Raw genomic sequence first — 13,686 nt, forward strand, 5'->3', positions numbered from 1 at the left:
AAACTCTTAAGTTCAATCTTTAAAACTGGCTTACGTACACTCAAAAAAATTTCTTTTCTTGACTGTGTAAGCACTTATTTCTTTGCAGACCCGAAGGTCTTTGTCCGAAACAAGCACTCACACTTATCGGTTGTTCGTTTGTTAAAGAGCAGTTGCAACCAACTTCAAACTTTCGTAAACTCAGCGATTAATCGCTTCGTTTCGTCGTCTGCGTCAGCAGCAGAGGTACGAACTATACGCACTTCAGCCAGCATCGTCAACACCTCTCTGCAAAGTTTTCTCTCCAGCAACGCAGCCAAAACAACAAAAATACTAGCAAGTCTTTGTTTATAAATCAAAAAAGCAAAACCGTACTGACATGTATTTTTTACGTCTTGCGCGCTGGCAATCACGCCGATAGCAGATTTGCTGAACATCCTCTATAAGCAGTGCTGTTTTCTAATGTGCTTTTGTCTTTTGCAGGGTAAAATTGCACTTGTTTAATTTGATGCATTTCAGCGAAGCCGCTTTTGCTCCGCATATATCTATATATATAGGGTTTGACTATGAAAGTATTGGTTATTGGTTCTGGTGGTCGTGAACATGCCTTGGCATGGAGGCTCTCCACCTCTCCCAAAGTGTCCAAGATATTTGTTGCGCCTGGCAATGCCGGCACAGCAACCGATAAAAACCTGACCAATATTGCCATTACTGCCATCCCTGAGTTGATTGAGTTTGTAAAACGAGAACATGTCGAGTTGACCGTTGTTGGTCCTGAGGCGCCGCTGTCACAAGGTGTAGTGGATGCATTCCGCAAAGAAGGGCTGGCGATTTTTGGGCCAACCCGTGGCGCTGCTCAACTGGAGTGGTCGAAAGACTATGCCAAGGCCTTCATGGAACGGCATGGTATCCCGACTGCCAAGTACAAGACCTTTGCCGATGCTGCTGCGGCACATGCATATATAGATACGGAAGGCGCCCCGATTGTCATCAAGGCTGACGGTCTGGCCGCAGGTAAAGGGGTTGTGGTTGCCATGACCCTGGAAGAAGCGCATGCCGCTGTTGACATGATGCTACTGGACAACCGCATGGGCGATGCAGGTGCGCGCGTGGTCATCGAAGAGTTCATGCAGGGTGAAGAAGCGAGCTTTATTGTGATGGTTGACGGTGAGCACGTACTGCCGCTGGCAACCAGCCAAGATCACAAGCGTCTGCTTGATGGCGACAAAGGTCCGAATACCGGCGGGATGGGGGCTTACTCTCCGGCGCCGGTGGTCACCCCTGACGTGCACGCCAGAACCATGCGTGAAATCATTTTGCCCACCGTACAAGGCATGGCTAAGGATGGGCATCCTTATACCGGCTTTCTGTATGCCGGGCTGATGATTGATGACGAAGGTGCACCACGCGTTGTGGAATTCAATTGCCGCCTGGGTGACCCGGAAACACAACCCATCATGTCCCGACTGAAAAGTGACCTGGTTGATCTGCTGGAGTTCGGTGTTAAAGGCAAACTGGATCAGATTGAGGCGGAGTGGGACCGCCGAGTAGCACTTGGCGTAGTATTGGCCGCGGAAGGTTACCCGGACACTCCACAAAAGGGAGCCATCATCAGTGGTCTAAAACACAATAACGAGCATGTGCAGGTTTTTCACGCAGGTACCGCTCTGGATAGTGACGGCAATGTCACTGTCAGTGGCGGACGGGTCTTGTGCGTGACGGCACTGGGTGAGAATGTGAAGCAGGCACAACAGAGTGCATATGAAGTTGCAGAAGCCATCGAGTTTAACGGCAAACAAATGCGCCGTGATATTGGCTACCGCGCTGTGCAGCGCCGTTAATCTGGTATGGTTTGTTTTTGACTGATTATATCTAAGATATGTCGATTCGATTTTGGCCTGCCGTACGCCAGCTACGCGCCCGCTATAAACATCATGGAGTACTGGCGTACCCGACCGAGTCCTGTTTTGGGCTCGGGTGCAACCCGATAAGCCCGCTCGGACTTAAGCGGCTCTTACGCCTGAAAGGTCGTCCACAGCACAAAGGCATGATTGTCATTGCGGCCAGCCTGGCTCAGTTGCGCCCCCTGCTTGCCCCCTTGGGCGAGCAGGACGTGGCGATTCTCTCCCGGTTTTGGCCTGGTCCGTTTACTTTTCTTTTACCAGCAGCAACCAGCGTATTGCCTTTGCTGCGCGGCAAACATCAGACGCTGGCGGTTCGTGTCACGGCACATCCGCAGGCATCTACCCTGTGCAAATACCTGGGACCACTGGTATCCACCAGTGCCAACAAAGCAGGTCAGCCATCCTTGCGCACCCACCGGGCATGCGTGCGCACTTTTGGTCAGCATGCGACGGTTATCCGTGGATTGACTGGCAAAATGCACAATCCTTCTAGCATCATTGATTTCGCGACCGGCCGTGTCTTGCGCGGGCATGTTTCTGAAGAGTTGCTGCAACTTCTGAAAAACCGTACTCGATAACTCACGCCGGATTTGGCACAAAGCAAAGCAATGCAAGATGCTTTCGGCTAAAATAGCGTCAATTAAATTTTTGATCTGACAGACTGCGATTATCCATGCCCTTGTTTACCTTAGGGATTAACCACCATACAGCGCCTTTGGCGATCCGCGAGCAGGTTGCTTTTCAACCTGAGCGGCTGCCGTCTGCACTGCATGAGATGCTGGATAAAATGGCAGCGGAAGAAGCCGCTATCCTGTCGACGTGCAACCGCACAGAAATTTACTGTGCAGCCGAAACACCGGAAGCCGCCATTGAATGGCTGGCAAGCCATCACCAACTCAAGCGTAGTCAGATCGAGCCTTATATTTATGCCCTGCCGACCGAGGAGGCGATTCGCCATGCCTTTCGCGTAGCCAGCGGTCTGGACTCCATGGTACTGGGTGAAACCCAGATTCTTGGCCAGTTAAAAGATGCCGTCAAAGTGGCAGAAGATGCCGGCACCATGGGCAGTCTGCTTAATAAGCTGTTTCAGCGTACATTCTCGGTGGCAAAAGCAGTTCGTTCCGAAACCGAGATAGGCAGTAATTCGATTTCCATGGCCGCAGCAGCTGTCCGTCTGGCTGAACGCATTTTTGCCAGCATCAAGGACCAGCATGTGTTGTTTATTGGCGCCGGTGAAATGATTGAGCTTTGCGCTGCCCACTTTGGCGCACAACTGCCGAAGCGCATGACCATTGCCAACCGCACCATCGAACGTGGTGAAAGTCTGGCAGCGCGATTCGGGGCACAAGCCGTCACGCTAAATACGCTGCCCGAGATTTTGCACGAGTTTGATATCGTGATTTCCTGTACCGCCAGCCCGTTACCCATTCTGGGCAAAGGGCTAATGGAGCGGGTCATCAAGCAGCGCAAGCACCGCCCGGTGTTTATGGTGGATCTGGCCGTACCGAGGGACATCGAGCCTGAAATCAGCCAGATGGATGATGTGTTTCTGTATACCGTAGATGATTTGTCGGTCATCGTTAAAGAAGGGCTGGATGCACGCCAGACCGCCGTGATACATGCCGAAGCCATCATTGACCAGCACGTTGCCGAATTCATGCACTGGCTGGAGAGCCGTGCCGTTGTGCCGACCATCCGGAATTTGCGGGATCATGCCGACCGGATTACCCGCAACGAACTGGACCGCGCTCGCAAGCGTCTGTCATCCGGTGAAGATGCAGAACGGGTAATGGAACAATTAGCGCACGCATTGGCGAACAAGTTCATGCACGCACCTACCCACGCCCTGCAGCATGCCGAGCCGCACGAGCGGCATGACATGATCCGGCTGGTTAGCCGGCTGTTTCATATTCCTGAACAGCATTAGCGGCCTTAGCCCCCTTCCCGACCTATTTATATATAGAACAGATAGCTGCATGATGCAGGTATCTCTCCCGCATTTAGAGACAGGCTTTACCGATAATGAAACCTTCGATTCTTGAAAAACTGGCCCAGCTGGCGGACCGCCTGGAAGAAGTGGGGCATTTGCTCGCCAGCGAGAACGCTACGGCCGATATGGCCCAATACACCAAGCTGTCCCGCGAGCATGCCGAACTGACACCCGTCGTTGAACTGTTTCATAAGTTCAAGCAGGTAGGCGAGGATTTGGCAACCGCTGAAGAGATGCTGAATGATCCGGACATGCGTGAACTGGCGGAAGAAGAGATCAAGTCCGGCAAGGCAGCACTGGAGGCGCTGGAAGTTGATTTGCAGAAAGCCCTGCTGCCCAAAGATCCTAATGATGAACGCAATGTGTTTCTGGAAATACGCGCAGGAACGGGCGGCGATGAGTCGGCCCTGTTTGCTGCCGATCTGTTCCGGATGTACAGCCGTTTTGCCGAGCGGCAGCGCTGGCAGGTGGAAGTGCTGTCAGAGAGTGAATCAGACCTCGGGGGCTATAAGGAAATCGTCGCGCGTATCATCGGGTTTGGCGCCTATTCTCAGTTGAAATTTGAATCTGGCGGGCATCGCGTACAGCGTGTACCCGCAACCGAAACGCAGGGGCGCATCCATACATCTGCCTGTACCGTTGCCATTTTGCCGGAAGCGGATGAACTGGAAGAAGTGAACATCAATCCGGCTGATTTGCGTATCGACACTTATCGTGCGTCAGGCGCGGGTGGTCAGCACATTAACAAGACGGACTCCGCTGTCCGGATCACCCACTTGCCAACCGGCATTGTGGTGGAGTGCCAGGACGACCGCTCTCAGCACAAAAACAAGGCGCGCGCCTTGGCGGTACTGGCAGCCAGAATTCAGGATCAGGAGCGTCAGGCACGCCACGCGGCGGAATCTGCTACCCGTAAATCGCTGATCGGTTCGGGCGACCGTTCCGAGCGTATCCGTACCTATAACTTCCCGCAGGGCCGGATTACGGACCACCGCATTAACCTGACCTTGTACAAGCTGGACCAGATCATGGAAGGCGACCTGGGCGACCTGACCCAGGCACTGATCACCGAACACCAGACCGAATTGCTGGCCGAACTGGCTAACGATTAATCATCTCCGGCCTGATCAGGTGCTATCACTGGTATCTGATCAGGCCCGGCGCAAAAAAATCACTTTCAGCTGTAACAATTTGCATTTCAAAACGACTAAGTAGCAGTAGGTGTATGCTATGAATGGATTGATTGCCGACTGGCCTTCTCCATTCTTGCGTCCAGATCGTTTCTTTGTGCAGGGGGTTACCATGTTTATCCGTCATCCATCCGATATTCCGGCATCTGAAATTACCGATCGCGCATTGTTTGAGTCCCGCCGTGAATGGATGAAAACCGCAGCCGGCTTGCTTGTGGCAGGCAGCGGCCTGCTGCCAGAAATGGCTGAGGCAGCTTTCTCGGGTCTGAAGAAAAGCCCGCTGTCTGTTCATGATGCCTATAACCCAGTCAATTCCCTGCAGGAAATTACCAGTTATAACAACTTTTATGAATTCGGCACGGCCAAGGACGACCCTGCGGCAAATTCAAAGCGCTTCAAACCTCGCCCCTGGACATTGAATGTCAGTGGGGAAGTCTCTGCTGGTAAAACGTATGATCTTGATGCCCTGACCAAGCACTTCCCACTGGAAGAGCGCATCTACCGGATGCGGTGCGTGGAAGGATGGTCGATGGTGATCCCATGGGTGGGGTTTCCATTGGCGAGTCTGCTGAAGGAAGTCGGCCCGACCAGCAAGGCCAAGTATGTTGCCTTTGAAAGCGTCATGCGGCCTAGCGAGATGCCGGGGCAGGAAGACAGTGTACTGGACTGGCCTTATGTCGAGGGGTTGCGGATCGACGAAGCGATGCATCCGCTCACCATTCTTGCCGTTGGTCTGTATGGCGATGTGCTGCCTAACCAGAACGGTGCGCCGGTCCGGCTGGTGGTGCCCTGGAAGTATGGGTTCAAGAGCATCAAGTCGGTGGTCAAGATCCGTCTGGTCGAGCATCAACCACCAACCAGCTGGAACCTGGCGAACGCCAGAGAGTACGGATTTTATTCCAACGTCAATCCGGAAGTAGATCACCCGCGCTGGAGCCAGAAAACCGAACGCCGGATCGGGGAGTTTTCCAGAAGAGCAACCCTGCCCTTTAACGGCTATGCAGCGCAGGTCGCCAGTCTGTATAAGGGCATGGATTTACGGAAATACTACTGATCATGAAAAACACGTCTGTTGCTTCACCACAACGGCACTGGACCCGCACGCTTAAATGGTTCTTATGGCCCCTCTTGCTGGCGCCATTGCTGCGGATAGGCGGCTATGCGTGGTCGGACATCTACCATGGCACATTACTGCTGAGTGCCAACCCGATTGAATTCATCATCCGTTCAACCGGCAGATGGGGACTCACATGGTTGCTGACCGCCATCGCCATTACACCACTGTGCATGCTCACAGGCAGGCGGGATCTGGTACGCGTACGCCGGTTGATTGGCCTGTTTGGCTTTTTTTATATCAGCCTGCACCTGAGTTTGTATGTCTGGCTGGAAAAAATGCTGGATGTTCAGGAAGTATTACATGATATCGCCAAGCGTCCGTTTATTCTGGTTGGCATGCTGGGTTGGCTTTTGTTGGTACCCTTGGCGGCAACGTCGACACAGTGGAGCATACGCAAGCTGGGCGGAAGGCGCTGGAAGCTACTGCACCGGCTGGCGTACATCTGCCCTGCTCTGGGTGTACTGCACTTCTTCTGGCTGGTCAAAGCCGACTTGCGAACACCTAGCTGGTTTGCCTTGGCGCTCGCTTGCCTGCTGGCACCAAGGTTAAAACAGCTTTATTTGTATCTCCGTCGGCCGTCGGCAACCCTCAAACCTGGTTAAGGTCGTCGTCTTCTTGCAGAGCATCCGGCGTAAACCCGATCGCCATCGCGCCCCAATGCCGACCGCCGATATACAGCGGTGCCGAAATGGTACCCAGCACTTCGCCAGTATCGCGGGTATAGGTTTGCAGCAATAACGGCAAGGTACTGGCAGACAACCCCTGAATGCCTGGCTCATGGAAGATACGTTTATCGCGGCTATCTTGCAGGTCTTTGGCCGGGTTACCTGTCATGGGTTTGGCAAACCAGCTGTTATGGGTTGGCGCGTAGCCTTTGTTATCAAAACACAAGGCAAAAATGCAGCCAGGAATCTTGCCAGCCAGTTCATCAAACAGCTTCTGGAAGGTCGCGTCAAAATACCGGTCATAGGCCGTGTGGTATTTGGTCGGGTTGGTATTGGCGACCGGCTGGTATTGGCGGTCAAACAGATCTACGCCTTGTGCTGCCAGTGCCACCAGCCGCTCCTGGATGATGTCTCGCACTTTCTGGACTTCGGTAATGGCATGATCCATGTGCCCTACGCCGACCCGGAACCGGGACACCAGCGCCTGGACATTGGAGGTGTTGCTGATCAGCTCTGCCGAAGCTTTGGTAGACAGTGACATTTGTTCCGTGATGACCTGGGTACCATCATGAATCTGTTGTACTGTTGAGTGAATTTGCTGGTTGACGGCCGAGAACTGGGTCACGCGGTGGGAGATGTCATCCAGCTGGTGAGCAATGTCTTCATACGCATGAATCATGCTCTTGAAGTTTTCGGCAGATACGACAACCACTTCACGGGTAATTGAGGTGTCCTGGTGAATTTCTTCGGTCTCGGTTTTAGTGTTTGCCACCAGACCGATCACGTTATCGATATTGCTGGCAATTTCATCCGTGGCAGACCGTACCTTGACAGCCAGGTTGCGCACTTCGTCTGCCACCACGGCAAAGCCGCGGCCGGCTTCCCCTGCCCTGGCAGCTTCGATGGCTGCATTGAGCGCCAGCAAATTGGTCTGATCTGAAATGGCCTTGATCAGCGCCACAATCTGGCGAATGCTGGATGTACTTTCATACAGACGATCCACCGTTTCATTGAAATGCTCGACCTTGTGGGTGATGGTATTGATACGATCCATCACGTTCATCAGTTCGGCATAAGAGTCATTCGCTTTTTCCAGGTTTTCTGCATTGTGACCGGCAATTTTCAGGGTCAATGCCGTCACATCCTGAACCGAGGTGGTTGCTTCGGAGCTGTAATCGTAAATACTGTCCCCCAAAACACTTTGGGTGGCTGCACTTTTTGCCGTGAGGTCAATGTTTCTGGCGGTGACGGCAGAGGTGACCCCGATATGCAATACCGAAGACCGTACTTGCCGAATGATATTGCGGAGATTCACAAGGAAACGGTTATAGGCATCGGACATTTCCTTGATTTCATCATAGGTAATGACAGGAATGTCCCGCGTGAGGTCTCCCTGGCCTTTGCCCAGCTCATCAAAGATATGCGTGACAAGGCGTAATGGCCGAACAATCAGGAACCGCAGATACCATACCTGAAAGACAACGAAAATCGTTGTGATAATCGTTAAGGCCCACAGCCATACCTTGGCCTGTGCCGTAATGGATTGCAACTTGCCTGACAGATCTGCCGACATGCCACCCTTGCTGGTCAGTTCATGGACTTGCGTGGCATAGTCATAAAAGACATACACCATGGCGGCCTGGAACAAAAGAATCAGTAGAAAGCTGCACAATTTCTTGGTCAAGGAATTGAAAAACAATTTCTCGACAGTTGCATAAAGTTGCCAAAAGGCGTTCATCCTGCTGTCTCCATCCTGCGGGCGCGTGTGATGATGCAATTCAAATGAGGTCACACTATAGCAAGCTGTGGTTCACCTGAACATTGACGCCCATCAATGAGCCCGTTCGTTTTAATATACTCAGCGTAGACGCTCAACCCCATATGGGCAAGCCATTTATATTCAATGACAACAACATGCCGACTCCTGGATCGTACATCCAGATTTCACACGTCACGCCAGCGCTGATAGATGAACAACACAAAATAAAGAACAGCAGACACGGGCCAGATATCTGCTGCCAGATCGGCTACGGCATTGAAGTTCTGCAGATGACCAAGCGACCAGCGGAACAGGTGCAGCATGGCCACCGGGTTCGCCGTCAAGGGCCAATAGTAGCTGATCAGTTGCTCTGCCAGCAGCATCAAGATGGCGATGCCGGCCAGGTATCGGCGGCGCAGCCTTAAAATGGCAGGCAATAGCAACCAGCCGATACATTGTGCCAGGACAATGTTCAGATTCAGCCAGCTAAAGAAAAACGAAGGCGTCAGCAAGATACCGGCCAGAAACAGCTTGATGAGGAGCGTCATGCCAGACAGACTCACGATGGCTTTCAGAAAATAGCGGTGGCTTTTAAGTAAGGTGGCCAGAAAAATGGCAACGCCCCAAAAATGCAGCAAAGCCCCCCCAACTTCCAAGAGGCGCAAGAAGAGCGCAGGATCCGGAATCGGCGATTCAAAAGGCTGCGGCAAGCCGTGCGGCTGGACCACAATGCCAAACATGGGCAAGGCAGGATTACACTGCGCCACAAACCAGATGACAGCCAGTGCCAGACCATAGTCTGCCAGCATCCCTTCAGCGAACACGTGATAGCGCCAGCGCCGGAATGCAAGCGCAAACGGTAGACGACGGAAAACAGGCGGCAAAAGCGCTCCCAGTACCCCACCGAGGCTATTGGCAAGCAAATCGACATTAGACGCATTTCGGTTAGGCAGAAACACCTGAATGGTTTCGATGCAAAAACTGAAACCGCTACATAACAGCACCGTGATCAGCCATGCACCGAAAGGCCCCCATGACCGCCTGGCCTCCTGGCGACAGGCCATGCCCAGCGGCAGGAACGCCGCGATATTGATGCCAAAATCGAACTGGGAAAAATAATATGGCCAGTGATAACCCAGGAATGCCCAGACCGGCACGCCAGAGTCCCGCCAACCCTGAAAAGGAAACAGGCCTGCCGTGAGTAGCAGGATGGCATAGCCGACAGCAAAAAAACGGGGCATGCGGCTTTCCTGCGGGGGATGTGCCAAATAGGTGATCGTGAACATAGCACTGCAAACATACCGTGTATCAGGGCAGTGAGGCAAGCAAAGGATGCAGGATTCATGCAAGATGCGTATGTTTAGTCATCATTAGTCCGGATTGCTGATTGCATTATTGAAGACTATTGTCATAATGAAGTTATTCAGTTCAGCCATGCTGAAGTTTTAAACGTAATAGCAAGCCGGTCATACAGGGCATGGGAGGGTTATGCCTCCCGGTCTTGTGGAGAAAAATATGCGAACACCCGTCATCCTCATCGTGGACGATGAGCCTTTTAATGTCGAAATCATCTGTGAATACCTGAGCGGCCTGAATTGTGAGCTGGTCACGGCTGAAGATGGTGAATCTGCCTGGGCCATGTTGCAGGCTGAACCACAACGTTTTGACCTGATCGTACTGGACCGGATGATGCCCGGCATCGACGGTATCGAGGTTCTGGCCAGAATCAAGGCTGACAGCCAGCTAAAAAGCCTGCCTGTCATCATGCAGACGGCAGCAGCAGCCAAAGAGCAGATCATTGAAGGCTTGAAACTGGGTGCTTATTACTATCTGACCAAACCGTATGAATGTGACGTTTTGCTGGCCGTTATCCAGACGGCGCTGGCAGACCGTTTTTCCCATCTGTCGGTGGTTCAGCAAATCCAGGAAGAGCGGGTAGTCCTGGAGTTGATGACCGAGGGGACGTTTCAGGTCAGAACCATGCCGGAAGCCCGCAAACTGGCCGCAACCCTGGCCAATGTCTGTGCCAACCCGTCCCTGGCCGCGCTTGGCCTGTCAGAGTTATTGATCAATGCAGTAGAGCACGGCAATCTTGGCATTGGCTATGATGAAAAAAGCAAACTGATGGAAAGTGGCACCTGGGCATCTGAAATCGAGCGTCGGCTTCAGTTACCGGAAAATGCCGACAAATACGTCAGGGTACATTACGAGAAAAGTCCGTTTGCCACGACCATTACCATCAAGGACGAAGGCAAGGGTTTTAACTGGCTGGAGTACATCGAACCCTCTGCCTCACGGGCATTTGACTCCCATGGTCGAGGTATTGCACTGGCGAAAAGCCTGTCGTTCCGTTCGATCACCTACAAGGGCAATGGCAACGAAGTCACCTTGTTGCTGGATGTCTGATTGCAGTAAATAGACGCCTAATAGGGGTGAACATGTAAAAACAGCCAGATCAGTGTATGGTCTGGCTGTTTTTTTGGGATTGTCACTTATGGGTAGGCGGGATAGTTGTTGGGTACCTTGAAGTCTTCGCCCAGAATATGGCCCAGCGGAATTTTGCGCTCGCTGTTCATGAACCACCGGTTGTAGATGCTCATGATTTCACCGCTGAAATACAGATCGGACAACGTGCGGTTGATGGATTTCAGCAAATCCGTATCTTCCTTGCGGGTCATGATGCCGTAAGGCTCAACCGACAGGTATTCATTCAGAAAATGATAGGCAGCTGCGCCCGCCTTGCTATGCGATGCCTTGTTGGCCAACAGGATGTCGTCATAGGCGATGGCTTCTACTTTCTGCGTTTCCAGCAACTCCCACAGGCTTTCCAGGTCTTTTGCCACCACAATCTGGTAACCCAACTGCTTGTCATTGGACACGCCGCGCAACAGGTTTTCGCCAGTGGTACCGGCAATAACGCCGACCTTCTTGGTTTTTAAATCCAGAAACCCTTTGTAATTTTTGTCTTTTTGGGTAATGAGGCGGATACCTGCCACAAACATGGTATGCGAGAACCCGTATTTCTTCTGGCGTTCGCGGTTGTTGGTGGTGTCAGAACACAAAGCATCGATCTTTTTGGCATCCATCAGGATGAAGCGGTTTTTGGCATCCACCACGTCCACCCAGTTGATTTTGATGGGTGCCCCGGTTTTTTTGCCCAGATCGTCGACAAAGCGTTTGCAAAGGTCGATGGAATACCCGACGGGGTTTTTCTGGCTATCAACATCCGAAAAAGGGGCTTCCCCTGGAAAATGGCCCAGATTGATTTCATGGGTTTTCAGGACACGGTCCATCGTGGCATCGGCATGCGCGCTGATGGTCAGCGCGGCGCATAATGCGCCCAAGATGGGGAGGCTCTTTTGAATTATTGTGGGTAATTTTGCCTGCATGACACTCTCCTCTCACAGAAAGCATAGTCTTACGTGATTTATCGCCAGCCTGCCATCAGGATAAATACTTATTTTGCATATCTTGCTGCGGATATATGCCCTGATACGCCGACCAAGGCATCCAACCCGCTCAACGCTAGTGTGATTGCTGTCACATGAATTCGGATGACAGCCCTTAATGCGGCAAATAGGGAAGCACGATAGCCAGCAGCAAGACCACCACGATCAGGATCAGCAACCAGGTTTGCCGCCGCTGTTCGCGTGCCATGTGCAGATAGGCTTTACTGAGCGTCTCTGCATGATTGCCGGAAATCAGCTGGTCAATCTTGCGTGGCCATTGCGGAATGCTGGTGGCCCAGTGGGGGGCTTCATTTTTCAGGGTGCGCCATAGGCCGCGAATACCGATCTGGTCGTTCATCCAGCGCTGCAGGAACGGCTTGGCGGTTTGCCACAGATCCAGTTCCGGATCCAGCTGACGTCCTAGCCCTTCGATGTTCAGCAGGGTTTTTTGCAGCAGTACCAGTTGCGGCTGGATCTCTACATTAAAGCGGCGTGAGGTCTCAAACAGGCGCAACAGCACCTGGCCAAAGCTGATTTCGGCCAGCGGTTTGTCAAAGATCGGCTCACAGACGGCGCGGATTTCTTTTTCCAGCTCGTCTACCCGCGTATCCGCCGGCACCCAGCCGGACTCAATGTGCGCCGTGGCGACCCGTTTGTAGTCCCGGTTGAAGAATGCCAGGAAGTTGACGGCCAGGTAATGCTTGTCGACGTCCGAGAGCGTACCGACAATGCCGAAATCCAGCGCGATGTAACGTCCGTCGGCTGCGACCAGAATATTGCCCGGGTGCATGTCAGCATGGAAAAAACCGTCCCGGAACACCTGGGTAAAGAAAATCTCCACGCCAAAGCGGGACAGTTTTTTCAGACTGATGTTTTCAGCCTGCAGGCGGTCGATCTGGCTGATCGGAATGCCGTGCATGCGCTCCATGACCATGACGTTGCGTGTGGTGTAATCCCAATAGATTTCCGGCACCAGCAGCATGTCGGATTGCAGGAAATTGCGTCGCAACTGGCTGCCATTGGCCGCCTCTTTCATCAGGTCGAGCTCGTCATGCAGGTATTTGTCGAACTCGGCCACCACCTCTTTGGGCCGCAGGCGCTTACCGTCGATGAACAGTCGCTCGACCACAGCGGCCAGCACCCGCATCAGTGCCAGATCAGACTCGATGATCGGCAGGATACCCGGACGCAACACCTTGACCGCCACTTCGCGACCGTTCTTCAGATGGGCGAAATGCACTTGGGCCACAGAGGCACTGGCGACCGGGGTAATGTCGAAATCATCAAATATCTCGGCAATCGGTTTCCCTAATGCCTGCTCGATCAGTACTTGTGCCTCGCGACCGTCAAACGGGGGTACGCGGTCTTGCAGCCGGGCCAGTTCATTGGCGACATCCAGTGGCAGCAAGTCACGACGGGTAGACAGGACCTGTCCAAACTTGACGAAAATGGGCCCCAGGCTTTCCAGCGCCAGTCGCAGACGTTCTGCCCGGGGTTTGGCAGCAGGCCGCCAGAACAAGGCGAATGAAACAAGCCGTCGGGTAAAGCGGGTACGTTCATGACCGAGGATGAACTCGTCCAGACGGTAATGAATGACAACCCAGATAATTCTCAGCAAACGGAAAAAACGCAT

The 13,686-nt window shown here is 52.8% G+C and carries 12 protein-coding genes; 7 read left to right on the forward strand and 5 right to left on the reverse strand.

The annotated features are described in order from the left end of the window. Positions 1-164 precede the first annotated feature (164 nt). Positions 165-416: a hypothetical protein gene (locus F552_RS0107515; protein ID WP_018151119.1), complete on the reverse strand. Its 252-nt coding sequence runs from the start codon at positions 414-416 to the stop codon at positions 165-167. A 129-nt stretch (positions 417-545) separates the two neighbouring features. Here F552_RS0107515 and purD point away from each other — a divergent pair, with 129 nt between their 5' ends. From purD to msrQ, 6 genes are all read left to right on the forward strand, one after another. Continuing rightward, a complete protein-coding gene (purD, locus tag F552_RS0107520) occupies positions 546-1,820 on the forward strand; it encodes a phosphoribosylamine--glycine ligase (RefSeq protein ID WP_018151120.1) in 1,275 nt (424 codons plus the stop codon). Positions 1,821-1,858: 38 nt separating this feature from the next. Next, positions 1,859-2,461: an L-threonylcarbamoyladenylate synthase gene (locus F552_RS18735; protein ID WP_051078274.1), complete on the forward strand. Its 603-nt coding sequence runs from the start codon at positions 1,859-1,861 to the stop codon at positions 2,459-2,461. A gap of 95 nt (positions 2,462-2,556) precedes the next feature. Continuing rightward, positions 2,557-3,810 (forward strand): glutamyl-tRNA reductase, encoded by a 1,254-nt coding sequence (hemA, locus tag F552_RS0107530; protein WP_018151122.1) that lies wholly within the window; start codon positions 2,557-2,559, stop codon positions 3,808-3,810. A gap of 95 nt (positions 3,811-3,905) precedes the next feature. After that, a complete protein-coding gene (gene prfA, locus F552_RS0107535; protein ID WP_018151123.1) occupies positions 3,906-4,985 on the forward strand; it encodes a peptide chain release factor 1 in 1,080 nt (359 codons plus the stop codon). A 118-nt stretch (positions 4,986-5,103) separates the two neighbouring features. Next, on the forward strand, positions 5,104-6,117 hold the full coding sequence (gene msrP / locus F552_RS0107540; protein ID WP_018151124.1) for a protein-methionine-sulfoxide reductase catalytic subunit MsrP: 1,014 nt from the start codon (positions 5,104-5,106) through the stop codon (positions 6,115-6,117). A 2-nt stretch (positions 6,118-6,119) separates the two neighbouring features. Continuing rightward, positions 6,120-6,782, forward strand: a complete 663-nt coding sequence (msrQ, locus tag F552_RS0107545; protein ID WP_156802258.1) for a protein-methionine-sulfoxide reductase heme-binding subunit MsrQ — start codon at positions 6,120-6,122, stop codon at positions 6,780-6,782. Here msrQ and F552_RS0107550 read toward each other — a convergent pair. Together F552_RS0107550 and F552_RS0107555 are read right to left on the reverse strand one after the other, a co-directional pair. Beyond that, positions 6,769-8,583, reverse strand: a complete 1,815-nt coding sequence (locus tag F552_RS0107550) for a methyl-accepting chemotaxis protein (protein ID WP_018151126.1) — start codon at positions 8,581-8,583, stop codon at positions 6,769-6,771. The two genes, msrQ and F552_RS0107550, sit on opposite strands and share 14 nt — an antisense overlap. Positions 8,584-8,789: 206 nt before the next feature. Continuing rightward, positions 8,790-9,890 carry a VanZ family protein gene (locus tag F552_RS0107555; protein ID WP_051078275.1) on the reverse strand — a complete coding sequence of 367 codons (1,101 nt, stop codon included), beginning with the start codon at positions 9,888-9,890 and terminating at the stop codon, positions 8,790-8,792. A 229-nt stretch (positions 9,891-10,119) separates the two neighbouring features. Here F552_RS0107555 and F552_RS0107560 point away from each other — a divergent pair, with 229 nt between their 5' ends. Further along, positions 10,120-11,010: a response regulator gene (locus tag F552_RS0107560; RefSeq protein WP_018151128.1), complete on the forward strand. Its 891-nt coding sequence runs from the start codon at positions 10,120-10,122 to the stop codon at positions 11,008-11,010. Positions 11,011-11,096: 86 nt separating this feature from the next. Here F552_RS0107560 and F552_RS0107565 read toward each other — a convergent pair whose 3' ends face one another. Together F552_RS0107565 and ubiB are read right to left on the reverse strand one after the other, a co-directional pair. Continuing rightward, the gene (locus tag F552_RS0107565; RefSeq protein ID WP_026182495.1) at positions 11,097-11,993 is read right to left on the reverse strand and encodes an amino acid ABC transporter substrate-binding protein; all 897 of its coding nucleotides are present in this window, start codon (positions 11,991-11,993) and stop codon (positions 11,097-11,099) included. 175 nt (positions 11,994-12,168) lie between these two features. After that, on the reverse strand, positions 12,169-13,686 hold the full coding sequence (gene ubiB / locus F552_RS0107570) for a ubiquinone biosynthesis regulatory protein kinase UbiB (RefSeq protein ID WP_018151130.1): 1,518 nt from the start codon (positions 13,684-13,686) through the stop codon (positions 12,169-12,171).

It is taken from the genome of Leeia oryzae DSM 17879 (assembly GCF_000376945.1).
Taxonomy (GTDB): domain Bacteria; phylum Pseudomonadota; class Gammaproteobacteria; order Burkholderiales; family Leeiaceae; genus Leeia; species Leeia oryzae.